Source organism: Bradyrhizobium sp. USDA 336, assembly GCF_044908355.1.
Classification (GTDB): Bacteria; Pseudomonadota; Alphaproteobacteria; order Rhizobiales; family Xanthobacteraceae; genus Bradyrhizobium; species Bradyrhizobium yuanmingense.
Map to the genome: position 1 here is coordinate 4,237,729 of NZ_JBIYDC010000002.1, position 24,076 is coordinate 4,261,804.

General features: G+C 64.9%; 21 protein-coding genes. 4 read left to right on the forward strand and 17 right to left on the reverse strand.

All coding sequences use genetic code 11. The annotated features are described in order from the left end of the window. From ABIA45_RS20745 to ABIA45_RS20790, 10 genes are all read right to left on the reverse strand, one after another. Positions 1 to 1,284: an acetyl-CoA C-acetyltransferase gene (locus ABIA45_RS20745; RefSeq protein ID WP_157286423.1), complete on the reverse strand. Its 1,284-nt coding sequence runs from the start codon at positions 1,282 to 1,284 to the stop codon at positions 1 to 3. Next, entirely contained in the window at positions 1,284 to 3,551 is a 2,268-nt protein-coding gene (locus ABIA45_RS20750; RefSeq protein ID WP_404653426.1) for an acyl-CoA dehydrogenase, read from the reverse strand. Before ABIA45_RS20750 ends, ABIA45_RS20745 begins: the two co-directional genes overlap by 1 nt. 285 nt (positions 3,552 to 3,836) lie before the next feature. Then, positions 3,837 to 4,460, reverse strand: coding sequence for a flavin reductase family protein (locus ABIA45_RS20755; RefSeq protein WP_036024785.1), 624 nt, complete (start codon positions 4,458 to 4,460; stop codon positions 3,837 to 3,839). 178 nt (positions 4,461 to 4,638) lie between these two features. Further along, the gene (locus ABIA45_RS20760; protein WP_157286426.1) at positions 4,639 to 5,238 is read right to left on the reverse strand and encodes a TetR/AcrR family transcriptional regulator; all 600 of its coding nucleotides are present in this window, start codon (positions 5,236 to 5,238) and stop codon (positions 4,639 to 4,641) included. Between the two features lie 32 nt (positions 5,239 to 5,270). Further along, entirely contained in the window at positions 5,271 to 8,408 is a 3,138-nt protein-coding gene (locus tag ABIA45_RS20765; RefSeq protein WP_271538408.1) for an efflux RND transporter permease subunit, read from the reverse strand. Between the two features lie 227 nt (positions 8,409 to 8,635). Continuing rightward, positions 8,636 to 9,742, reverse strand: coding sequence for an efflux RND transporter periplasmic adaptor subunit (locus ABIA45_RS20770; protein ID WP_271538410.1), 1,107 nt, complete (start codon positions 9,740 to 9,742; stop codon positions 8,636 to 8,638). Positions 9,743 to 9,984: 242 nt separating this feature from the next. Next, complete coding sequence (locus ABIA45_RS20775) at positions 9,985 to 11,316, reverse strand: MFS transporter (RefSeq protein ID WP_271538412.1); 1,332 nt, start codon at positions 11,314 to 11,316, stop codon at positions 9,985 to 9,987. 289 nt (positions 11,317 to 11,605) lie between these two features. After that, positions 11,606 to 12,766 carry a winged helix-turn-helix domain-containing protein gene (locus tag ABIA45_RS20780; RefSeq protein WP_271538414.1) on the reverse strand — a complete coding sequence of 387 codons (1,161 nt, stop codon included), beginning with the start codon at positions 12,764 to 12,766 and terminating at the stop codon, positions 11,606 to 11,608. A gap of 114 nt (positions 12,767 to 12,880) precedes the next feature. Continuing rightward, positions 12,881 to 13,126: a hypothetical protein gene (locus ABIA45_RS20785; protein ID WP_271538416.1), complete on the reverse strand. Its 246-nt coding sequence runs from the start codon at positions 13,124 to 13,126 to the stop codon at positions 12,881 to 12,883. A 119-nt stretch (positions 13,127 to 13,245) separates the two neighbouring features. Next, positions 13,246 to 13,482 carry a hypothetical protein gene (locus ABIA45_RS20790; protein ID WP_404653429.1) on the reverse strand — a complete coding sequence of 79 codons (237 nt, stop codon included), beginning with the start codon at positions 13,480 to 13,482 and terminating at the stop codon, positions 13,246 to 13,248. A 373-nt stretch (positions 13,483 to 13,855) separates the two neighbouring features. Between ABIA45_RS20790 and ABIA45_RS20795 the strand changes: the two genes are divergently transcribed. Further along, positions 13,856 to 14,497 (forward strand): OmpA family protein, encoded by a 642-nt coding sequence (locus ABIA45_RS20795; RefSeq protein ID WP_128262984.1) that lies wholly within the window; start codon positions 13,856 to 13,858, stop codon positions 14,495 to 14,497. A gap of 55 nt (positions 14,498 to 14,552) precedes the next feature. On the opposite strand, the gene ABIA45_RS20800 is transcribed toward ABIA45_RS20795, so the two are convergent. Continuing rightward, positions 14,553 to 15,842, reverse strand: coding sequence for a phospholipid carrier-dependent glycosyltransferase (locus ABIA45_RS20800; protein WP_404655717.1), 1,290 nt, complete (start codon positions 15,840 to 15,842; stop codon positions 14,553 to 14,555). Positions 15,843 to 16,032: 190 nt separating this feature from the next. Here ABIA45_RS20800 and ABIA45_RS20805 point away from each other — a divergent pair, with 190 nt between their 5' ends. Together ABIA45_RS20805 and ABIA45_RS20810 are read left to right on the forward strand one after the other, a co-directional pair. After that, positions 16,033 to 16,734, forward strand: a complete 702-nt coding sequence (locus ABIA45_RS20805) for a FecR domain-containing protein (protein WP_057026234.1) — start codon at positions 16,033 to 16,035, stop codon at positions 16,732 to 16,734. A gap of 2 nt (positions 16,735 to 16,736) precedes the next feature. Next, entirely contained in the window at positions 16,737 to 17,921 is a 1,185-nt protein-coding gene (locus ABIA45_RS20810; protein WP_404543450.1) for a hypothetical protein, read from the forward strand. 160 nt (positions 17,922 to 18,081) lie between these two features. Here the strand turns inward: ABIA45_RS20810 and ABIA45_RS20815 are convergent, their stop codons facing one another. From ABIA45_RS20815 to ABIA45_RS20825, 3 genes are all read right to left on the reverse strand, one after another. Beyond that, a complete protein-coding gene (locus ABIA45_RS20815; protein WP_404653431.1) occupies positions 18,082 to 18,570 on the reverse strand; it encodes a VOC family protein in 489 nt (162 codons plus the stop codon). Between the two features lie 34 nt (positions 18,571 to 18,604). Further along, positions 18,605 to 19,033 carry a VOC family protein gene (locus ABIA45_RS20820; RefSeq protein WP_128262979.1) on the reverse strand — a complete coding sequence of 143 codons (429 nt, stop codon included), beginning with the start codon at positions 19,031 to 19,033 and terminating at the stop codon, positions 18,605 to 18,607. A 129-nt stretch (positions 19,034 to 19,162) separates the two neighbouring features. Further along, positions 19,163 to 19,681: a cupin domain-containing protein gene (locus ABIA45_RS20825; protein ID WP_128262978.1), complete on the reverse strand. Its 519-nt coding sequence runs from the start codon at positions 19,679 to 19,681 to the stop codon at positions 19,163 to 19,165. Between the two features lie 128 nt (positions 19,682 to 19,809). Between ABIA45_RS20825 and ABIA45_RS20830 the strand changes: the two genes are divergently transcribed. Further along, positions 19,810 to 20,028, forward strand: a complete 219-nt coding sequence (locus ABIA45_RS20830; protein WP_036013900.1) for a CsbD family protein — start codon at positions 19,810 to 19,812, stop codon at positions 20,026 to 20,028. Positions 20,029 to 20,235: 207 nt separating this feature from the next. On the opposite strand, the gene ABIA45_RS20835 is transcribed toward ABIA45_RS20830, so the two are convergent. The 3 genes from ABIA45_RS20835 to ABIA45_RS20845 form a co-directional block, all read right to left on the reverse strand. Next, a complete protein-coding gene (locus tag ABIA45_RS20835) occupies positions 20,236 to 20,700 on the reverse strand; it encodes an FKBP-type peptidyl-prolyl cis-trans isomerase (protein ID WP_036013901.1) in 465 nt (154 codons plus the stop codon). Positions 20,701 to 20,762: 62 nt separating this feature from the next. Continuing rightward, the gene (locus ABIA45_RS20840; RefSeq protein ID WP_404653433.1) at positions 20,763 to 23,054 is read right to left on the reverse strand and encodes a xanthine dehydrogenase family protein molybdopterin-binding subunit; all 2,292 of its coding nucleotides are present in this window, start codon (positions 23,052 to 23,054) and stop codon (positions 20,763 to 20,765) included. 2 nt (positions 23,055 to 23,056) lie between these two features. Next, positions 23,057 to 24,073, reverse strand: a complete 1,017-nt coding sequence (locus ABIA45_RS20845; RefSeq protein ID WP_404653434.1) for an FAD binding domain-containing protein — start codon at positions 24,071 to 24,073, stop codon at positions 23,057 to 23,059. Between the last annotated feature and the right edge of the window lie 3 nt (positions 24,074 to 24,076).

Below are 24,076 nucleotides of genomic sequence, written 5' to 3' on the forward strand. Positions count from 1 at the left end.
TCATACCGCCTCGATCAGCATGGCGCCGCCGAGCCCGCCGCCGATGCATTCGGTGGCAATTCCGCGCCGCGTGCCGAGCCGCTTCATCGCGTTGACGAGATGCAGCACGATGCGGTTGCCGGAGGTGCCGACGGGATGGCCGAGCGAGATCGCGCCGCCGTCGACGTTCAGCCTCTCGCGCTCGATCTCGCCGGCGGCGCCGTCGAGCCGCAAGATTTCGCGGCAGAACTTGTCGTCGTTCCAGGCGGCGAGACAGCCGAGCACTTGCGTTGCGAAGGCCTCGTTCAGCTCCCAGGTCTCGACGTCCTTGAGGGTGAGATCGTTGCGCTTCAGCAGCGGCGTCACCGACATCACCGGACCGAGCCCCATGATGCTGGGGTCGAGCGCGGCCCAATGGCTGTCGACGATCGCAGCTTTCGGCGTCAGCTTGTGCTTTGCAACGGCAGCGTCAGAGGCGAGGATCACCCAGGAGGCACCGTCGGTGATCTGCGAGGAATTGCCGGCGGTGACCTGCCCCCATGGGCGCTCGAACACCGGCCGGAGCTTTGCGAGCGTCTCGGCGGTGGAGTCCGGACGCACGCCATCGTCGTGGTCGAAGAACTTACCGTCGCGGGAAAACGCCGTTTCGACCTCGCCCTTCAGATAACCCGCGCTTTGCGCATGCGCGAGCCGGCGATGGCTCTCGGCCGCATAGGCATCCGACTGCGCGCGCGTGATGCCGAAGAGATGGCCGACGACCTCCGCGGTCTGGCCCATGTTCAGCTCGGTGACGGGATCGGTCAGGCCGCGCTCGAGGCCGATGATCGGCTTGAGATCGCGCGGCCTCAGCTTGAACGCCGAGGCGAGCTTCGCTGCCACGCCCTTGGCGGTGGCAAGGCCGGCGAACCAGCGCACGCCGGAATTCGGCCAGACCAGCGGCGCGTGGCTGAGCGCCTCGGTGCCGCCGGCGAGGATCATGTCGGCATGGCCTTCGCGGATATAGCGGTAGGCGGTGTCGATCGACTGCATGCCCGAGCCGCAATTGATCTGCACGGTGAAGGCGACCATATCCTCGCCCATGCCGAGCCGGAGCGCGGCGACGCGGGCCGGGTTCATCTCGTCCGCGATCACATTGACGCAGCCGAGGATGACCTGGTCGAAGCTGTCGGGCGAGAACGGCTGGCGCGCCAAGAGCGGCCGGCCGCATTGCACGGCGAGATCGACCGGCGTGAACGGCCCCGGCCCCGAACGCGCCTTCAGGAACGGCGTCCGGCTGCCGTCGACGATGAATACCGGTCGTGCCATCAGCTCGCCGCCCTCTGCTCACCGAGTTCCTGGAAGAACTGATGCACATTGACGGTTTTCTTGTAAATCGGCGACAGCGCCTCCGGCGCAAAATCGTCGACCTCTATCACTTTTGTGACGGCTTCGCGGGCAGCGGCGAGTTGCTCGCCCTCGGCTTGCGTGATCACGCCCTTGGTCACCGCCTCCTTCCAGTCGCGGATCTGCGCAGCGCGCATGCGCCTGGCGATCGCATCCGTCGCCGCGACCAGCTTGAACGCGCGCTCCAGCCGCGCAAAGCCGCCGTCGTCGTCGACATGGGCCAGATCCGGCGTGAGGCGCTCGCGTGCCGCCGATGGCTCCAGCACGATGGCAGCGCATTGGTGCACGATTCGGTCGGACGGGCCGAGCACGCGGGCGCCGAACGGCTGGACCACGAGCCTGAGGAAGCTGGCAACGAAGCGGTTCGGCAGGTTGGCGAGAATTTCGGCGAGCCGGTTCTCGATAGTTTTGAACCCGGTCGCCATGCACCATTCCAGCGCGGCAAAGTCCTCCTTCTGCCGCCCCTCGTCCTGCCAGCGCTTCAGCGCGGCCGAGAGCAGATAGAGCTCGGACAGGATGTCGCCGAAGCGGGCCGACAGCATTTCCTTGCGCTTGAGCGCGCCGCCGAGCGTCAGCAGCGCCATGTCGGCACAGAGCGCGAAGGCCGCCGAGTAGCGCGAGAGCTGGCGATAGAAGGGCGTGGCATCGCCCGCATCGGGCACTGGGGCGAATGCGCCGAAGGTCCAGCTGCGACCCATGGCGCGGAAGAGTGTCCTGAAGCTGTGGCCGACATGCTTCCAGAACGCCTTGTCGAACGCGCCGAGGCCGCGCTCGCGATCGCTATCTGCGAGCGCGTTCATCTCGTCGAGCAGGTAAGGATGGGCGCGGATCGCGCCTTGCCCGAACACGATGAGATTGCGGGTCAGGATATTGGCGCCTTCGACGGTGATGCCGACCGGCACGGCGCGGTGGAGATTGCCGAGATAGTTTTGCGGACCGTCGATCACGGCTTTGCCGCCATGGATGTCCATGGCGTCGTCGACCGCGGTGCGCATCCGCTCGGTCGCGTGCAGCTTCATGATGCCGGAGATGACGGCGGGATGGATGCCGGCGTTCAGTGCCGCGCAGGCGAGCCGGCGCGCGGCGTCGAGCTGGTAGGCGGTCGCGACGATGCGGGCGAGCGGCTCCTCGACGCCTTCGAACTTGGAGATCGAGATGCCGAACTGCTCGCGGATGCGCGCATAGGCGCCGGTGGTGCGCGCCGCATAGGCGGCCCCGGCGGCCGACAGTGACGGCAGCGAAATGCCGCGGCCGGCGGCGAGCGCGGTCATCAGCATCTTCCAACCCTGCCCCAGCCGCTCCTTGCCGCCGATGACGTAGTCGAGCGGGATGAAGACGTCACGGCCCCAATTCGGGCCGTTCTGAAAGACCTGCATCGAGGGCAGATGACGCTGCCCGATCTCGACGCCGGGCAGGTTCGTCGGGATCAGCGCCACGGTGATGCCGAGCTCTTCCCGGCTCCCCACGAGATGATCGGGATCATAGGCCTTGAAGGCAAGACCGAGCAGCGTCGCTACGGGACCGAGCGTGATGTAGCGCTTGTGCCAGTTGAGGCGAAGGCCGACGACCTCGCGACCCTCGAATTCGCCCTTACAGATGATGCCGGTGTCGACCATCGAGGCGGCGTCGGAGCCGGCTTCCGGGCTGGTGAGGCCGAAGCAGGGAATCTCGCGGCCGTCGGCAAGGCGCGGCAGCCAGCGCTGCTGCTGCTCTGCGGTGCCGAAGCGCATCAGGAGCTCGCCCGGGCCGAGCGAGTTCGGCACCATCACCGTGACTGCGGCGGCGATCGAGCGGGTCGAGATCTTGCGCACCACTTCCGAATGCGCGTAGGGCGAGAAGCCGAGGCCGCCGAACTCCTTCGGAATGATCATGCCGAAGAACTTTTCGCGCTTGACGAAGTGCCAGACGTCCTGCGGCAGGTCGCGCGTTTCCCAGAAAATCTTCCACTCGTCGAGCATGGCGCAGAGCTCGTCGACGGGGCCATTGAGGAAGGCCCGCTCCTCGTCCGTCAGCGTCGCCTGCGGGACCTTCAGCAGCTTCGACCAGTCGGGGTTGCCGGTGAAGAGATCGGCATCCCACCAGACGTCCCCCGCCTCCAGCGCCTCGCGCTCGGTGTCGGACATCGCCGGCAGCACGCCGCGCGCCCATGAGAAGATCGGCTTTGTGATGGTGTCGCGGCGGAAGCTCATGGCGGACCTCATGCATCGGCGCGGTTGTCAGGCATTTTAGCGGAAATCGGCTGGCGGAGGCGAGCATCTCGCCTGCAACATTGACGCGGCCGGGCGGCCGCCCGAGCGATAACGGCGGGGGCGTGGGTGCAGTTCCGGGAGGGGAAATGGGTTAACTATTTGTCGACGTCATTCCGGGGCGACGCGCAAGCGTCGAGCCCGGAATCCATAACCACCATCGGGAGTATGGATTCCGGGCTCGCGCCCAACGGCGCGCCCCGGAATGACCGTGTTGAGGGAGAGGGCCTAATCCGGCCGCACCATCTCGAACATGTTTTCCGGCTTAATCTCGAAATAATCGCCGCGCCGGCCGGCGCGGACGATGGGGCGGGCGGCGGCGGTCTGGTAGACGCCGTCCTTGATCAAGGCCTTGTCGATGTGGACGGCGACGACTTCGCCCAGCGTCAGCCAGGCGTCGGCCTCCTTGCCATTGGCGCCCTTGAGGCGGACGATGTCGGACACCTTGCACTCGAAGGCGACGGGGCTCTCGCCGACGCGCGGGACATTGACGAGCTTGCCGGGCACGGCGGTGAGGCCCGCGACCTCGAACTCGTCGACCTCGGGGGCGACATGCGCCGCGGTCGCGTTCATGTGCTTGGCGAGATCCATCGTCGTCAGATTCCAGACGAACTCGCCGGTCTGCTGCATGTTCTCGACCGTGTCCTTCCAGTTGGTCGAGGAGAAGCCGATGATCGGCGGCACGTAGCAGAACGCGTTGAAGAAGCTGTAGGGCGCGAGGTTGACGTGCCCCCTGGCGTCGCGCGAGGAGATCCAGCCGATCGGCCGCGGCGCGATGATGGCGTTGAAGGGGTCGTGCTTGAGGCCGTGGCCCTTGGAGGGCTCGTAGAAGTACAGGTCTTTGTCGGTCACGCGCTGCTTCCTTTTCGTCATTGCGAGCGCAGCGAAGCAATCCAGAATCCCTCCGCGAAGACAGTCTGGATTGCTTCGCTGCGCTCGCAATGACGGAGTTTGTGGGTCCGTCCCGGTCCGCCTCCGGCGGTCATGCCCGGGCGATCAGTCTGCTTATAGGAGGAAACCCGCTGCCGCGTCAGTGGCGCGGCGACAGACCCGCGATGACGAAATCGATCATCTGGTCAATGGTCGGGCCCGGCTTGGTGGCGCACTGGGCGATCATCTGAGGGTGGAAGAAGCGCATCATTGCCGTGCATGAGCAGAGCGCGGCCAATTGCAGGTCGGGCGCCTCGAACTCGCCGGAGGCGACGCCTTGCGCGATCATCTGGCCGATCATTCCGGCAATGCACTCCATATGGGTGACGCAGACCTCCCAGTCCTCCTGCATCGCGATCTCGACCATCTCATGCAGCTTGTTGTCGCCGACATAGCGCTCGGTATTCATGCGATTGATGGTGATGAGCAGCTCGCGGAAGCGCGGCAGCACCGGACCGGGCCTTGCCACGATCCGCTGCGCCTCCAGCTCGACCTCGCCCATCAGCGAGCGGGCCACCGCCTGATGGATCGCCTTCTTCGATTCGAAGAAGCGATACACGTTGGCGGGGCTCATCCTGAGCTCCTTGGCGATGTCGCCGACGGTCGTCTTCTGGTAGCCGATCTGGCGGAACAGCCGCTCGGCCACCTCGAGGATGCGATCCCGGGTGTCGACTTCGATATGTTCCGAAACAAGGGCCATAGTCAGGACTCGCTGGTCAGCAGTCTTCTCATCTATTCAGCCGCTTCGGCAAGCGGAATTGCGTGCGGGTCATCGCTCCCATGCTGCGGCGCGGCCGGCTGCTCGGGCGTTCCGGCCTCGTCCAGGCTCTTGCGGAACCACAGGGCGTAGAGGCCCGGCAGGTACAGCAGCGTCAGGAAGGTCGCGACGAACAGGCCGCCCATGATGGTGATCGCCATCGGGCCCCAGAAGGCCGAGCGCGTCAGCGGGATCATGGCGAGAATGGCGGCGAGCGCCGTCAGCACCACCGGCCGGGCACGGCGGACAGTCGCCTCAACGATCGCCTCGCGCCGGGTCAGGCCGTGGCTGACGTCGGTCTCGATTTGGTCGACCAGGATGACCGTGTTGCGCATGATCATGCCGGCGAGCGCGATCAGGCCGAGCAGCGCCACGAAGCCGAACGGGGCATTGGCGACGTTGAGGCCCAGCGAGGCACCGACGATGCCGAGCGGCGCGGTCAGGAACACCAGGATTAGGCGTGAGAAGCTCTGCAGCTGGATCATCAGCAGCGTCAGCATCACCATGACCATCACCGGGAAGAGGATGAAGATCGAGGCGTTGCCCTTGGCGGATTCCTCGAACGCGCCGCCCGGCTCGATCCGGTAGGCCGGCTCGAGGTGATCCATGATCGGCTTCAGCTTCGGCGTGATCTGGTTAGTGACATCAGGGGCCTGCACGCCGTCGACCACGTCGGAACGCACAGTGATGGCCATGTCGCGGTTGCGCCGCCACATGATCGGCTCCTCGTGCGCGTATTCGATCTTGGCGATCTGCTGCAGCGGCACGGCGACGCCATTGCGCGAGGTGATGGTGAGATCGCCGACGCCGCCGAGGTCGAGGCGCTCGGACGGGATCGCGCGGGCGACTACGCCGACCTTCTCGATACCGTCGCGCACGGTGGTGACCTGCGAGCCCGAGATCAGCATCGCCAGCGCCTGCGAGACGTCCTGCGGGGTCAGGCCCATGGCGCGGGCACGATCCTGGTCGACGACGAGCTTGAGGTAGGGCGACTGCTCGTTCCAGTCGAGCTGGACGTCCTTGACGCTCTTGTTCTCCCGCATGACGTCGCGGACCTGGTAGGCGATCTCGCGGACCTTGTTGGCGTCGGGGCCGATCACGCGGAACTGGACGGGAAAGCCCACCGGCGGACCGAAATTGAAGCGGTCGACGCGCACGCGTGCCTCGGTCAGGAAGCCCTCGGCAGCCGCGGTCTCGATCTTGGCCTTGATGCGCTCGCGTGCCTCGACGCCCTTGGCGACGATGACGATCTCGGCGAAGGCCTCGTTCGGAAGCTGCGGGTTGAGGCCGAGCCAGAAACGCGGAGAGCCCTGGCCGACATAGGCGGTATAGGTCTCGATGTCCTTGTCGTCCTTGAGCAGCGTCTCGGCCTTCTTCACCGCCTTCTCGGTGACGTTGAAGGCGGTGCCTTCCGGAAGGCGCAGCTGCAGGAACAGCTCGGGGCGCTCCGAGAGTGGGAAGAACTGCTGCTGGACCTGGCCGAAGCCGACGATCGAGGCGGCGAAGACGCCGACGGTCGCGACCACCACGGTGATGCGGTGGTTGACGCACCATTTCACGATGGCGCGCAGGCCGCGGTACATGCGGGTCTCGTAGACCGCGTGCGGATCGTGATTGTGGTGCGCCTTCATCTCGGGCAGCAGCTTGACGCCGATATAGGGCGTGAAGATCACCGCCACGAACCAGGAGGCGACCAGCGCGATTGCCACGATCCAGAAGATGCTGCCGGCATATTCGCCGACCGCGGAATTGGCAAAGCCGATGGGGAGGAAGCCAGCGGCCGTGACCAGCGTTCCCGTGAGCATCGGAAACGCAGTAGATTCCCAGGCAAAGGACGCCGCACGCATGCGGTCCCAGCCCTGCTCCATCTTCACCACCATCATCTCGACCGCAATGATGGCGTCGTCGACGAGCAGGCCGAGCGCGATGATCAGCGCGCCGAGCGTGATGCGGTGCAGGTCGAGCGACATCGTGTTCATGACGATGAAGACGATGCCGAGCACGAGGGGCACCGACAATGCGACCACGATGCCGGTGCGCCAGCCGAGCGCCAGGAACGAGACGAACAGCACGATGACGAGCGCTTCCATGAAGGAGTGCACGAACTCGCCGACCGCGTGCTCGACCACCTTGGGCTGATCGGCAATCAGCTTGACGTCGACGCCCTGCGGCACCGCCTTCATGAAGTCGGCCGTCGCCTTCTCGACCTCCTTGCCGAGCTCGAGGATGTTGGCGCCCTTGGCGGTGACGACGCCGATGCCGATGGCGGGCTTGCCTTCCTGGCGCACGACGAAGCTCGGCGGATCGACATAGCCGTGGGTGACGGTGGCGATATCGCCGAGACGGAACACGCGGCCGTTGCTCTCGACCGGCGTTTCGGCGACGGCCTTGGCACCGTCGAGCGCGCCGGTGACGCGCAGCGGCACGCGCTGCGAGGAGGTCTCGACCGTGCCGGCCGGCGTCACGTTGTTCTGCTTGGCGAGCGAATCGAACAGGGCCTGCGGCGTGATGCCGAGCGTGGCGAGCTTGGCATGGCTGAACTCGACGAAGATGCGCTCATCCTGGTTGCCGTAGACGTCGACCTTGGTCACGCCCGGCACCTTGAGCAAGCGCTGGCGAAAACCTTCGGAGACCTTCTTGAGCTGGGCATAATCGGCGCCGTCGCCGGTCATCATGTAGAGGATGGAATCGACGTCGGAGAACTCGTCGTTGACGACGGGCCCGAGAATGCCGGACGGCAGCTGGCCCTGCACGTCGACCAGCTTCTTGCGCAGGAGATAGAAGAGGTAGGGCACGTCCTTCGGCGGCGTGTTGTCGCGGAAGGTGACCTGGAGCGCGGTGAAGGCGGGCTTGGAATAGGTCTGCACCTTCTCGAAATAGGGCAGCTCCTGGATCTTCTTCTCGATGGGATCGGCAACCTGGGTCTGCATTTCCTGCGCGGTCGCGCCGGGCCAGATCACGGAGACGTTGACCACCTTCACCGTGAAGAACGGATCCTCGGCACGGCCGAGCTTCTCGTAGGAGAAGAAGCCGGCGACGCCGAGGATGATCATCAGGAAGAGCACCAGCGTCGGATGGCTGACGGCCCAGGCCGAAAGGTTGAAGCGCTTCATCGCACTCTCCGAAAGACGATCCAGTTGCAAACAACGACAGCCGCTCTGTTCAAACCGTCGTCGCGAGGCAGCGAAGCAATCCAGGGGGCTGGGCAGGTTCTGGATCGCTTCGCCGCTTCAGCCTTTGCTTAGGGACAAAGGCCGAAACTCACCTCACACGACGTAACTCACTTCTTTTGTCTCGCCGATCCGGGGCGACCGCAGGGCGAACCCGGAAAATGACAGGACTAGAAACTCAGTGACGACACGATCCGCACCCGCTGGCCGGGATCGAGCTTCTGCACGCCGAGCGCGACGATCTTGGCGCCCTCTTCGACGCCGCCGGTGATGACGACGTCCTTGCTCTCGTAGGACTTCACCGTGACCGGCTTGAGCGTGACGCCACCGTTGTCGTCGACGACGTAGAAGGAGGGCTTGCCGCCTTCGTTGAAGAGCGCCGACAGCGGCAACCGCGCGACGCGCTCGATCGCGGCATCCGACAGCGTCAGCGTCGCCGTCATGCCGAGCGCGACCTTGTCGTCGGCCTCGGGCAGCGAGAACTTTGCCAGATAGGTCCGCGTGGCGGGATCGGCTGCCGGCGCGATCTCGCGCAGCTTGGCCGTGTATTTCTTGTTCGGCTCGGACCAGAGAGTGACGCTGGCGACGCCCGACTTGGCGCGTCCGACCAGCGTCTCAGGGATCGCGACGACCGCTTCCTTCTCGGCAAAGCGGGCAACACGGATCGAAGCCTGGCCCGCGGCAACCACCTGGCCGGGCTCGATCAGCGTTGCGGTGACGACGCCGCGGGCGTCGGCGTTGAGCGTCGCGTAGGAAAGGGAATTCTTGGTCAACTCGACCGAGCGCTCGGCCCGGTTCAAGCGCGCACGGGCTTCATCGGCGGCGGCGCGGCTCTGGTCGAGCTGGGCGTCCGTGGTCCAGCCCTTGGCCTTGAGGTCCTTGGCGCGCTGCTCGGCGGCGGCGGCCTGGGCCAGCACGCCGGTTGCGGCGGTCTGCTCGGCAACGGCCTGCTCGGCCTGGAGCTTCAGGTCGACCTCGTCGAGGGTGGCGAGCGGCTGGCCGATTTCGACTGTCTGGCCGACTTCGACGAGGCGTTTGGCAACCTTGCCGGCGACGCGGAAGCCGAGATCGCTCTCGATCCTGGGACGGATGGTGCCGACGAAGCTGCGCTCCGGGGTCTCGGCAGCGTAGTGGGCGGTTGCCACCAGAACCGGCCGCGGCGGCTCGGCTTTCTCGGCGACGGTATCGTTGCACCCTGCCAGCGAAACGGCCATCAGGGCGAGCGCGGCTCCTGCGAAAAGCTTGGAATAGCTCGACAAAATCGACCGGACGAACATCGAAGGACACTCCTGCATCTCGATTGAGAGGAATGTCGACTGTTCACTGATAAAAGTCAATAATCGTCAGTCATCAGGAATGCGTGATCGTGAACGGGTGGTAAGGATTTGGGGACCACTGCGGAGGTGCTATCGCAGGGTAGGCAAAGCGGAGCGTGCCCCCCATTTGCTCTTGGTGGAAGGTGGTGGGCACGGCGCAAGTGCGCCTTTGCCCACCCTACCGAGAGTAACGAGCTGCGCCCTCACCGCCCCCGTTCGGCGAATTCGTGCTTGCTGTCGTGTCCGCCGACGAACACCAGGATGCCCGCGATCAACGGCAGCACGGCGAGCACCAAGAGGCCCGTCGAGGTCTGCCCCGTCGCTTCCTTGACCCAGCCGATCAGATAGGGCCCGCCGAAGCCGGCGAGGTTGCCGATCGAGTTGATCAGCGCGATGGCGCCGGCGGCGGCCGTGCCGGAGAGCCAGGCAGTCGGCAGCGTCCAGAACACGCCGAAGCAGCAGAACACGCCGATCGCGGCCACCGTCAGCGCCACCATCGTCAGCGTGGGATCGGTGAGATAGGAGGAGATGCCGAGCGCGACTGCGGTGAGCAGCAGCGGCGCGCCGACATGCATGACGCGCTCGCGGCTCGCATCCGAATGCCTCGCCCACAGGATCATGGCGATGGTGCCGAACAGATACGGGATCGCCGTGACGAATCCGGTCTGGGCGTTGGTGAGGCCGAACGCCTTGACGATCTGCGGCAGCCAGAACTGCATGCCGTAGAGCGCGCCGACGAAGCCGAAATAGACCAGGCTGAGCGCGATCACCTTCGGTGAAGACAGCGCCTCGCCGAGTGAGAAATGCTTCACCGCCTGCTTGGCCGCGATCTCCGAATCGAGCTTCGCCTTCAGCCAGGCCTTCTGCTCGGCCGAGAGCCAGTCCGCCTTCTCCGGCTTGTCGGTGAGATAGAACCAGGTGACGATGCCAAGCAGCACCGATGGGATGCCCTCGAGGATGAACAGCCACTGCCAGCCTTTCAGCCCCATCATGCCGTCGAGCCCGAGCAACAGGCCCGAGATCGGCGCGCCGATCACGGTCGAGACCGGCACCGCGATGGCGAAGGCAGCAAGGAAGCGGGCGCGATATTCGGCCGGATACCAATAGGTGAGATAGAGGATGATGCCGGGGAAGAAGCCGGCCTCGGCGACGCCGAGCAGGAAGCGCAGGACGTAGAAGCTGGTGACGCCGCTCACGACGGCCATCAGCGCCGAGATGATGCCCCAGGTCACCATGATACGGGCGATCCAGCGGCTCGCGCCGAATTTCTCCAGCGCGAGGTTGCTCGGCACCTCGAAGATGAAATAGCCGATGAAGAAGATGCCGGCGCCCCAGGAGTAGATCAGCGGCGTGAATTTCAGATCGGCGTTCATGGTCAGCGCGGCGAAGCCGAGATTGACGCGATCGAGATAGGAGAAGAAGTAGGCCAGCACCAGGAACGGAATCAGGCGCCAGGAGATGGCGCGGATTGTCGAGGTTTCGATGTCCGACTTGGTGGCGCCGGCGGAACCGGCATAGGTGGTGGTTTGACTCATGGCTTCCCGGGTTGTTGCTTTTTTCGGGTCTGCGGCCGTTTTCAGCATCGCGAGCAAAGAGTCAATGGAGCAAGCAATGCACGAGACGCAGCCGGGCACGCCTGTTGCGCCTCTACGGACCTCACTGATCCGCGCTGCTTTTGGGATTGCGTTTGGCATGTGTATCGATCGGGTTGCCATGCGCGGTCCCGCAGGGTGGGCAAAGACGCCGTAGCGCCGTGCCCACGTCTCGTCGTCGAATAGGCGGCGCGCTTCGCTTTGCCCACCCTACAAGACTGCCGTCGGAGACTCACTCCGCCAGTTGAAACCGTTCGAAACGGTCCAGCTCCTCCTCGATCACGCGCTTCAGCTCCTTGCGGCCCGCCGTCTTCCTGCCCTGCCCGACCCAGGTCCATTTCTGCATCAACAGCTTCTTGTTCTGCCGGTCGGTCTTGAGATCGAGCGCGGCGACGATCTCGTCCCCGACCAGCACGGGCAGCGCGAAATAGCCGAGCTTGCGCTTGGCTTTCGGCACATAGGCTTCGAACAGGTGGTTGTAGCCGAAGATGAGGTTGGTGCGCTTGCGCTGGATGATCAGGGGATCGAACGGCGAGAGGATGTGGACGAGATCGGGCGACACCTCATGCGGCTCAAGCGCTGCAGGCGAGGCCCAGTGCTCCTGCTTACCGGCGCCCTCGATCGCGACGGGCACGAGCTCGCCGCGGCGGACGCGCGAGGCGATCAGGCGCGCGACCGGCTTCTTGCTGGGCGCATCGAGATGGCAGACCGAATCGAGGCTGACCACGCCCTGCGAGCGCAACGCGCGGTCGAGCAGATAGGCCGTGATCTCGCTTGCCGGCGCCGGCTTCGGCAGCCTATCCCAGCCGAAATGACGCGTCGTCAACTCGTAGGTCTTAAGCATGCCCTGGCGCGCGCTGATGGTGACCGCCCCGGTATAGAAGGCGAGCTGCAGCGCCCGCTTCGAGGGCTTGCGGCTCTGCCACAGATGCTCCTTCTCGACGAGCACGTCGTCGTCGATGTCACGGATCGTCAGCGGCCCGCCGCGCAGCAGCCGCATCACCTTGCGCGTGTCGGCCGGCTTCACCGCGGCGAACCATTTGTGTCCCTCGCGGCGGTGCTCGCGCATCGCCGGCAGGAAGAAACGGAAGTCGTTCGCCGGCACGTAGGAGAGCGCGTGCGTCCAGTACTCGAACACGGTCTTGTCGACACTCTGGGCGTGGCGCAGATCGGCGCGGCGATAGGACGGGATCCGGCTGAACAGGATGTGGTGATGGCAACGCTCGATGACGTTGATGGTGTCGATCTGCACATAGCCGAGATGGGCGACAGCGGCCGAGACGGCCTCTGCGCCTTCGCCGAACGGAGCGCGGTCGGTCAGCCGCTGGGCATGCAGCCAGATCTGCCGGGCCTGTGTCGTCGAGAGCGGAAGCGGTTTGGGCGTGCGGGGCATTGCAGCGTGCAATGTAGCGGGATTCGCCGCGAGGCAAAGAAGCAGAGACGCGAAAAAGCCGCGCTGCCATCTGCTGCCAGCGCGGCCAGAACGTGTCAATTCGGCGGGAATGTCTTACTTTTTCGCCATCGCCTTCTCGGCACTCGCGTAGTGCTTGCAGGCGCCGCGCATGTTGCCTTTGCTCATGTCGGAATTGGCCGCAGCCATCGACTTCCGCGCTGCCATCTTGCTGGGCGTGTCTTCGCCGCCCAGTCCGGCAACGAGCTTTGCCATGTTCGCACTGGTGCACGCCATCTTGGCAGCCGATGCGGGGGTCAGAGCGAGTGCTACGAATGCCGTCGCGAGCAACAGGGTCTTCATCAAGTTCTCTCCTCGAATAGGCAGCCGGCCTGATGCCGGCTAACGCGACCGCCATTCTTCCGACACGAGTTTGCAGGGAAAAGACAATTTCGTTGCTGCGCTGCAGTGGTACCCGCTTTTCAGCGTGCGGCTTTTGGGCGCTCCCCGACGCTGCCGGTGGCAACCTCCGGCTCGCACATAGCCTTGCCGCGTCCATCCGCCTGGCAGCGATAGACACTGCCGGTGAGGCGATCGACCAGCCAGATGTCCTCGTCGGTCGGCCCTTCGAGCCCGACATAGCGGGAGGTCAGCCCGGCGATCAGTGTCGAGAGCAGGATGGCCACCGCGATCATCGCCGCACCGATATAGATGGGCATTGCGTTCAGGGTCGCTGTCCGATCCGGCGGGCCGCTGCGATGGAACTGATAGTCGCGCTGATAGTCACTTGACCTCGGCACAGGATGGAACTCGCCCCCTCACGTCAAATTATCCAATGATTGAAGGATATTAGGCGGGCATCTGGACGAATTCTTGTTCGCGGGCAGGCGGCGAGGCGACGCCTTTGCGACGTTCGGGTTTCCCAGAAACCCGCTGCGGCCGGCTCGAAAGCAAACTGCGAAATGATCGAACCGGACCACAGTGCCCTCGGCTCGCCATTTCGAATGTGACCGAGATCACATCGGAGCCGTTGAACCTCCCCTACGCTCGCAGCATCAAATCGCCATCAGGCGTAACAGCGAGGATACCACCATGACGCATTTCAATAAGTCTTTTGGACTGACGGCGATCACCCTGACAGCCGTCCTGTCGATGACGGCCGGCCTTGCGCTGGCTGGCGACAACAACATCTCCGCCGGCCAGATCGTCGATGCGCTGAAGCCGAAGCCGGCGACGCGCGGCCTGTCCGTTGGCCCCCAGACCGACACGACTGTGCAGGCCAAGGAAGCGACCTTCCTGAACACCGTGCGCAACCGCTCGACCCGGTCGCTCTCGACAGGCGAGCGCGAGCAGATCGCCGAGCTCGCTGCGACCAAGCCGAAGATCGATCTGGAGATCCAGTTCGACTACAACTCGGCCGACATCGCCAAGACCTCGATGGCCTCGGTGCAGGCGCTCGGCAAGGCGCTGTCCGATCCGGCGCTGAAGGGCTCGACCTTCGTGGTCGCCGGCCACACCGACGCGACCGGCGGTGAAGGGTACAATCAAGGGCTCTCCGAACGGCGCGCCGATACCATCAAGAAGTACCTGATGCAGAATTACGGCCTCAACGGCAACGATCTCGTCACCGTCGGCTACGGCGAGACCAAGCTGAAGGATGCTGCCAACGGCGCTGACGCCATCAACCGCCGGGTCCAGGTCGTGAACATGGACACCAAGACCGCAGCGAAGTGATTCTCGGCTCCTGGAGTAAAACACGCCGCCTGCCGCAGCCCGGCGGGCGGCGAAATCATATCCAGCTTTGGAAAAGCATCAGCCGGTTGAAGCTCTCCATCGAGGTGCCGACGAAGGCCGCGGAAATCGGCAGCATCACGGCAAAGCCGGCTGCCGCGACGCCGACATAGGTCCACAACAGCCAGCGCGGCAGACCCTCGCGGCGCAGCACATAGACCAGTGCCAGGGACGCCGCGGTCGCGGCCGGCAGATAGTAATAGATGAAACCCAGCGTGCGGGGCAGCAATGCCCAGGCGAGCCAGGGACCGAAATAGAATGCGGCGATCAGGAATGCATCCCAGCGCCGCGCCACGATGAAATCGCGCAGCACTATGGCGAGTGCGGGCAGAGCCGGCCACAGCACGAGCGGATTGCCGAGGAAGACAATCGCGGCGATGTGGTCCTCCGCGGTCTTGTCGAACAGGAACCAGACCGGGCGCGCGAGCAGCGGCCAGGACGGCCATGCGCTCATATAGGTGTGGCCGGCGATGGCCGTCGTGGTGCTGTCGGCAAAGATCCGCCGCTGCGCCTCGATCAAGTCCGGCGGCGACAATCCGTAGAGCGGGACGAAGGCGGCAAGATAGGCCAATGCCGGCAGGACGGCGAAGCAGAGCGCGACATGATGCAGCTTGAGGCCTGGCCAAAGCTCCGGCCGATACCAGTCGTCCGGCTTCGCATCGGCGAACAGCATGTGCCAGCCCTGCATCAGGCGGATCACCGCAACGACGACGATGCAAACGCCGAGCGGGAACAAGCCGCTCCATTTACACGCGGCCGCAAGGCCGAACAGGCTGCCCGCCACCGCGAACAGCACTTGCGGCCGCTCTCGTCGAAACCCATGCATGAAGGCGGCGGTGGCGAGCAGGCCGAAGCCGAGCGCGAAGATGTCGAGCATTGCGATGCGCGCCTGCACGTACAGCATCTGGTTGAAGGCTGCGATCAGCGCGGCGGCGATCGCCGGCGACTGCGCGCCGAACAACGCGAGTCCGCACAGATAGATCGCGACGATCGCGAGCGCGCCGAACAAGGTCGCGGGATAACGCCAGCCAAGCGCGTTGTCACCGAACGTTGCGATCGATGCCGCGATCAACTCCTTGGCCAGCGGCGGATGCATCGGATTAAGCATCGGCTCCGACATTGCAGGCGTCAGCATCTGGCGCGCCGCCGGGACGTAATGCACCTCGTCGAACACGAATTTTTCCGGCGTCGTGACTCCGATCAGCAGCACCAGATGAGCGATCAGGAAAATCGCGACAGCAATCACTGCACTCCGCGACACCGCAGGAACCGCAGGCAATTCGCGCATCTTTTGTGGGGCTGTGTTGCGTGGCAAATCGGCTTCACCGCGGAGAAAAATAAACTGCTTCCCGTCATTGAACGCATTCTGCCGCAACTGTCACTAAGCATGACGCACGTCCGCGCCGCTTGTGATAATTCCGCCACATCAGAAGCGCGCGCGTTCCGGTACGATCAGGGACACATCGATCGGTTGCGAAATGAATTTGCGTTTTTGCCTTTTCTCCACACTGCTCACGGCCGCAATCTGTGCGGCATCCGGCGCCGAAGCACAGACGCGCGTCGGCCAGGCTGTCGTCATCCAGAACGAAGTGGTGCGGGTCGCCGCGACCACGACGCCGATCAATGTCGGCGACAGCATGCTGCGCGACGAGACCGTGCGGACCGGCGCCGACAGCGCGGCGCGTTTCGTGATGGCCGACAGCACCAATCTATCACTCGGGCCGAGCGCCACGCTGAAGCTCGACCGCACTGTCTTCAACGACGAGCACAGCTATCGTGACGTCGCGATTCGCATGACCACCGGCGCCTTCCGCTTCGTCACCGGACGCTCCGACAAGGCCGCCTACAAGATCACGACGCCGCTCGCCACCATCGGCGTGCGCGGCACCACGCTCGATATTCTCTCGCAGCGCGGGCGCTCCGTCGTCGTGCTTCAGGACGGCGCGGCCAGCGTGTGCACGAAGAGCGCCCAGTGCGTGCAACTCACCCAGCCCGGCGACACCGCCATCATCACCTCGACTGGCGGCAAGGTGAGCATCACCAAGAGCAACACGCCGCCCTGGACCTTCGCCGCCAATTGCGCCGCGAGCGCCGGGTTGTGCGCAGTCAACCAGTACGCCGGCGCCTCGCCGACCATCACGCCTGCCGTCGAGGACGACGCCATGCTGTGCGGGCGCTGACGATGGCGAAGTTCACCGTCCGGCACCTCATCCTTGCCGTTGCGCTGGCCGCATCTGCGGCGTTTGCGCTCGTCACGTTCGATGCCCGCCCGGCGGCTGCACAGGCCTCGGAGTGCGGGTCCGAGTGCGGTGAACCAGAGCCCACTCCCTCCCCAACCTATTCGCCGTCGCCATATCCGTCCCCGACCTATTCCCCGTCGCCGAATCCCTCGCCCACGCCGACCCCCTCCCCATCGCCCAGCCCCTATCCGTCGCCTTCACCGAGCCCGGCTCCGTCGCCGTCGGGACCGACGGGCGCGGATTCCAGTGGCAATTCGATCGGCGGCCTTGCCAATCAGCGCTTCAATCAGATGATCACCAACCGGGTGCTCGGCACGGTGCTGCTCGGCGTCAACGAGCAGATCAATTGCGGCGACTGCATCAGCGCGTTCGGCTCGGCCGGCTCGTTCTCGGCCGGCATCCACGGCCGCAAGCAGCTGACCAACAATCTGTCGCTGCTCGCCGGCATCGCCTACACACACTACGAAGGGGGCGGCTACGAGATCACGAGCGCACCGATCGGCGCTTTCGCGCTGCGCTACGACTTCACCGATTGGGGCTCGTCGCGCCCGTTCTTCGACGTCGGCGCGATCCTGACCCCATGGGAGAAGGCGCGCTACACGCGCAGCTACGACACCAGCCTCGGGCCGGTGACCGTGACGAGCTCGACCAACGCGTCCAACTACGCCGTTTACGGCCGCGCCGGCTGGATGAGCCGCCTCTCGCCGCGCGACGAGGTCGCGGCCTCGATCGAGGTCTGGCAGCTCTGGCAACGCGTCTCCGGCTATCGCGACAGCGCGGTGGCGTTCAACCCGTTCGACGCCAGCATCGCTGATGGCACCGACCGCACCAGCCTCGTCAAGATCGGCGGCCAGTGGACGCATCTGTTCGGCAGCAACATCGAGACCAACATCAATGGCGGCTGGGTGCAGTCCTTCGCCAGCCACAGCGGCATCGTCGCCACAGTGACCGGCCAGGGCACGGTGGTGCCGACCATGGGCAACCAGGGCTGGTTCGAATATGGCGGCCGCCTCGGCTTCCGCGTGCAGAAAGGCTGGATCGTGGACCTCTTCGCCAACGGCACGCTCGGCCCGCAGCCGGTCGGCAACACCATCCACGGCGGCGTGGGGCTGCGGATCAATTATTAGCCGGCGAGAATCCCGCCTCACATTCCGCTGTCATGCCCCGGCTTGACCGGGGCATCCAGTACGCCGCGGCCCATCGGTTTAATCACTGCCGTCTCGGAGTACTGGATCGCCCGGTCAAGCCGGGCGATGACAGTGAGTATGTGGCGAGAGCGACCCGCCCTCACGCGGCCGACTTGCCCTCGAACGCCCGCCGCAACACCTCAACGTCCAGCTTGACCATCTTCATCATCGCCGCCATCGCGCGTGCGGCTGCGGCCTTGTCCGGGCTCGACAGGAACTCGAACATCACCTTCGGCACGATCTGCCAGGCCACGCCCCAGCGATCTCTCAGCCAGCCGCACTGCTCCGCCTTGCCGCCATGGGCGAGGAACGCGTTCCAGACGCGGTCGACCTCGGCCTGATCGTCGCAATGAATCATCAGCGAGATCGCGTGGGTGTATTCCATCTTCATCCCGCCATTGAGCGCGACCAGCGGCTGTCCGGCCACGGTGAACTCGACGACGAGCACGGAGCCTTCCTTGCCGGACGGGCCGTCCGCAACGTTGCGCTGAACGTGTGTGATCGTCGAATTCGGGACCAGCGAGACGTAGAATTTTGCAGCGTCCTCGGCATCGCCGTTGAACCACATGCAGGGCACGAGCTTGGACATGGTGAATGCTCCTCTTGAGGTCTGCTGTTTCGGCTCAGGCGTTCGCCAGGTCGGGCTGCAGAGGGGCGGCGGAAAGGTCCATCCAGTTCACGCCCCACATATGGCCGTCCGGATCCTCGAAGCTGCGGCCGTACATGAAGCCGTATTCGTCCTTCGGGCTGGGATCGGCAACGCCTCCTGCAGCCTCCGCCCTGCCAACGATGTCATCGACCTCGCTGCGGCTGTCCGCGGACAGGCAGAACAACGCTTGGTTGGAGATCCTGGCGTCCGCGATCGGCTTCGGCGTGAACTGGCGAAATTTGTCGTGAGTCAGCAGCATGGCGAAGATGGTCTCGGAAAAGACCATGCAGCTCGCGGTCTCGTCGCTGAATTGCGGGTTCTTGACCGCGCCGACCGCCTCATAGAAGGCAGTCGCGCGCTTGAGGTCGGTCACCGGCAGGTTGACGAAGATCATCTTGGGCATCGGAAGCTCCTTGGCGGGGTACTGGCCAAGGACGGATGGCCAGGCCGCCATCCGACATGACTTCCGACAAATTTTTGGACCCCGACTGCGGGGGCCCTGTCGCGCCGCTCTCCGCGCCCCTGAAGAGACTTACTTCTTCTCGTTGGGATCCCGGTGCACCGGGTCGATCCACAGCACGGTCTCGGGCTTCTCGACCGGCTCAATGTCGAGGTTGATGGCCACCGCCTCGCCGTCGCTGCGCACCAGCACGCATTCCAGCACCTCGTCGGGGCTGGCGTTGATCTCCTGGTGCGGCACGTAGGGCGGGACGAAAATGAAGTCGCCAGGGCCGGCTTCCGCGGTGAATTGCAGGCTCTCGCCCCAGCGCATGCGCGCCTTGCCCTTCACGACATAGATGACGCTTTCGAGATGGCCGTGGTGATGTGCGCCGGTCTTGGCATCCGGCTTGATGCTGACGGTGCCCGCCCACAATTTCTGGGCGCCGACGCGGGCGAAATTGATCGCGGCCGCACGGTCCATGCCCGCTGTCGACGGCACATTGGTATCGAGCTGATTGCCGGGAATGACGCGCACGCCGTCATGTTTCCAGCGGTCATCATGATGATGACCATGGTCATGGTGGGAATGCGAATGGTCATGGCCGGTCATGGGACTTGCTTTCTGTTGGTTCCGTGCGCGGCAAACTAACCCAAAGCCGCAGCCGCAAGCCATACCAAAATCGGAACCCTCATAGCCGCCCAGCGTTGTCATTCCAAGCAAACTGAAAGGAGATTTTCATGGGCAGCACGACCGACAAGATCAAGGGCACCGCCAACGAGGCGATCGGCAAGGCCAAGCAGGGCGTCGGTGAAGCCACCGGATCCGATCGGATGAAAGGCGAAGGCGTGGTGCAGGAAGTGAAGGGCAAGGGCCAGCAGGCAATGGGCGATGCCAAGGACGCCGCGAAGGATGCGATGGATCGCGCCGCCGCTGCGGCTCGCCGCGCCGCGGAGTGACGCGCGTTGGATTGAAACTGAAAGACCGGCCGCAAGGCCGGTCTTTTTGCTTGTATCGATTTCATCCGTCATGGCCGGGCTTGACCCGGCCATCCACGTCTAGACCGCACGGCACGAAGATCGTGGATGCCCAGGCCTTCGCCTCGCCGAAGCCGCTTCGGCCGCGCAGGCGGGACGAGCCCGGGCATGACGATGTAGAGACGTCAGTCACTTCACCGCGAGCAATTCCACGTCGAACATCAGCGTCGCGTTCGGCGGGATCACGCCGCCAGCACCGCGGGCGCCGTAGCCGAGCTGCGGCGGGATGATCAGCGTGCGCTTGCCGCCGACCTTCATCGAGGCGACGCCTTCGTCCCAGCCGGCGATGACACGGCCCTTGCCGATCGGGAATTCGAACGGCTCCTTGCGGTCGACGGAGCTGTCGAATTTCTTGCCCTTCTGGCCATTCTCATAGAGCCAGCCGGTGTAGTGCATCACGCAGATCTGGCCGGGCTGCGGCGAGGCACCGGTGCCGACGGTGGAGTCGATGATCTGCAAGCCTGAAGCTGTGGTCATGGTCTTTCCTGCGGTCTGGGCCGAGGCCGTGGTAGAAACGAAATGCGACACGCTGGCGATCACGGTGATCGCGAGTGCCGACATCAGGGCGAGGAGCGCGCGCTGGAAACGCTGCATAAAACACCTTCCGTTTGAGGCGGGAGGTGTCTAACCCAAGGCGGTCGCCGTTTCCACCCCCTTTAGAGCTCGATATCTTCGAGCCGAACCGGCAGCCTGCGGATGCGCTGGCCGGTGGCGTGATAGATCGCATTGCAGATCGCAGCATTGGTGCCGACATTGCCAAGCTCGCCGAGGCCCTTTGCGCCCAACGGGTTGATGTGATCGTCCTGCTCGGACAGCATAATCACCTCGACGCCGGGCACATCGGCATTCACGGGCACGAGGTAATCGGCAAGATTGTCGTTGACGTAGCGCGCATTGCGCTCGTCGATCTCGGTGGCCTCGAGCAGCGCCGAGGACATGCCCCAGATCAGGCCGCCCATGAGCTGGCTGCGCGCGGTGCGCGGATTCATGATCCTGCCCGCCGCGAACGCGCCGACAAGGCGGGGGCAGCGGATCTCGTGCGTGAAGCGATTGACGCGGACCTCGACGAACTCGGCGCCGAAGGCATAGGCGATCTGGTCCTTCATTTGATGGCCGCCGACCAGCCGGACCTGCCCGCTGTGCATGGCCCTGAAGGAATCCAGCGGCGCGCCCTCCGGCTTCCACTCGCCATATTCTTCGACCACGCCGACGCCGAGCGCATCGAACGCCTTCTCGATGTCGAGCGAGCGATCGCCCTTGGCCGCCTGGGTCGAGGGAGCCGGGCTGATGCCGACGGTCTCCTTGGCCTTGTCGGCAAGGCTGTCGCTGGGCATCAGCGCCTTGAACAGGCGCTGTCGGATCTGATCGCACACCATCATCACGGCCGAGCAGGTGCTGGCAGTGGAATTGGAGCCGCCGGCAACCGGCGCGGGCGGCAGGTCGCTGTCGCCCATGAAGACCGCAACCTTCTCCAATGGCACGCCGAGCCGCTCGGCAGCAGTCTGGGCTATGACGGTGTAGGCACCGGTCCCGATCTCATGGCCGGCGATCTCGACGCGCGTGCGGCCGTCGCGCTGCAGGCGCACGCGTGCGGCGGACGGTCCCGCCAGCGTCGGATAGCACGTGGCGGCGCAGCCGTAGCCGATCAACCAGTCGCCATCCGACATCGATTTCGGCTGTGGCGAGCGCTGCGACCAGCCGAACGCCCTGGCGGCTTCGTCGAAGCACGCCATGAGCGATCGCGACGTGTAGGGCTTGCCATCGATGGGATCCCTGGTGGCGTCGTTGATGCGGCGAAGCTCGACTGGATCCATGTTCAGTTTCACCGCGAGCTCGTCCAGCGCGCTCTCCAGCGCGAACAGGTACGGCACCTCGGGGGGCGAGCGCATGAAGCCGGGCGTGTTGCGATCGGCACGCACAATCGAGACCAGGCTGTCCACATTCGGGCAGGCATAGAGCCGCGTCGTGGTCTTGGTGCCGCCGACGCAATAGGCGTCGGGGCGCGAGGAGACCTCGGCCCCCTCATGCCTCAAGGCGACCAGCTTGCCGTCGCGGCTCGCACCGAGCTTGATCTCGTGACGGGTCTCGGCGCGATGAGTGGTAATGGTGAAGCCCTGGTCGCGGGTCGGGACCAGCTTGATCGGACGGTTCAGGCGCCTGGCCATGGCGGCGATGATGGCGGTGCGCGGCGTCATCGAACCTCGCGACCCGAATCCGCCGCCGACATAGGGATTGACCACGCGCACCTTGTCGGCGTCGATGCCGAGCTGCTCGGCCACGCCGTTCTTCAGGCCATGGACATACTGGCTGCCCTCGTAGATGACGAGATTGTCGCCCATCCAGGTGCAGCTGGTCGTGAACAGCTCCAGCGGATTGTGATGCTGCGTCGGCGTCTCGTAGGACGCGGTCAGCTTGACCTGGGCCGCGTCGAACGCCTTGGCGAAGTCCCCGACCTTCGGGTCTTCCTTGAACTGCGAGTTTTGTCCTTTCGCGGCGGCTGTCGTCGTCCCCGGCGAATCGAAAGTCGCGCTGGGCGTAGCAGCGCTATAGCTGACCTTGACGCGGTTGGCCGCTTCGCGCGCGGCCTCATAACTCTCCGCCACCACCACGGCGATGATCTGGCCGTCATGGGCGATCTCGGCCGATTTCAAAGGCTGGATCGTGGTGCCGGCATAGCCGCCATTGCTGAACAGTTTCGACTCCTTCAGCTTCGGGGCGTTCTCGTGCGTGACGATGTCGATCACGCCGCGGACGCGCTTGGCATCGTCGAGGTCGAAGCGGTCGATGCGGCCCTTGGCGATGGCGCTGGTGACCAGGAACGCGTAGGCTGGATTGTCCAGCGGCATGTCCGAGGCATAGGTCGCCCGCCCCGTCACCTTTGCGGCCGCATCATAGCGCGGCACGGGCTGCCCCATATTCGTCCTCGGCCCAGGAGCTGCAGCGGTCATGGTCAGATCTCCATCGTTACGGCCTGCTGGAGCGCGCGTGCCACGACCCGCTTGCCGAGCGCGATCTTGAAGCTGTTGTACCGGCGCCCGCGGGCGTCTGCGAAAGCTGCATCGGCGACGCGCTGTGCCAGAGCTTCGTCGAACCTCTGTCCCTTCAACATCGCCTCGGCCTCACGCGCCCGCCACGGCACGGTGGCGACGCCGCCAAGCGCGACGCGGGCGTCCCGGATCGCGCCGTCCTGAACGTCGAGCGCGATCGCGGCTGACGACAGCGCGAATTCGTAGGATTGCCGGTCGCGGGCCTTCAAATACACCGAGCGTGGCCAGCGGCCGGAAATCGAGAACGACGAGATCAGCTCGCCGGGCTGAAGCGCAGTCTCGATGTCGGGCGTGCTGCCTGGTGCCTTGTGAAGCTGCGCGAACGGCATGCTGCGCGTACCGGCCTTGCCGGTGATCTCGACCATGGCATCGAGCGCGATCAGCGCCTGCGCGAAATCGCCAGGATACGTCGCGATGCACTGATCGGAGGTCCCGAGCACCGCATGAATGCGATTAACGCCGTCCATCGCGGCACAGCCGGAGCCTGGGTTGCGCTTGTTGCAGTTCTCATAGGAGACATCGCGGAAGTAGTTGCAGCGCGTCCGCTGCATCACGTTGCCGCCGAGCGTTGCCATGTTGCGCAGCTGGGCGCTGGCGGCGAGCTTCAGCGAATCCGCGATCACGGGATAGTTGCGCTGGATCTCCGCGTGCGCGGCGACGTCGGACATCTTGGCAAGCGCGCCGAGGCGCAAGCCGTCGCCGCCTGGCGCGATCGCCGACCAGGCATGGGCCAGCGGACTGATATCGACGATCGCGGTGGGCCGCATCACGTCGAGCTTCATCAGATCGATTAGGGTGGTGCCGCCGGCAAGCGGCTGCGCCGCCGCCTTCGTCAGCGGATCGTTGGCGGCCGCGGCGGCGCCGAGCGCCTGCACGGCCATATCCGGGTCTGATGCTCTCTGATACGAAAACGGTCGCATGCG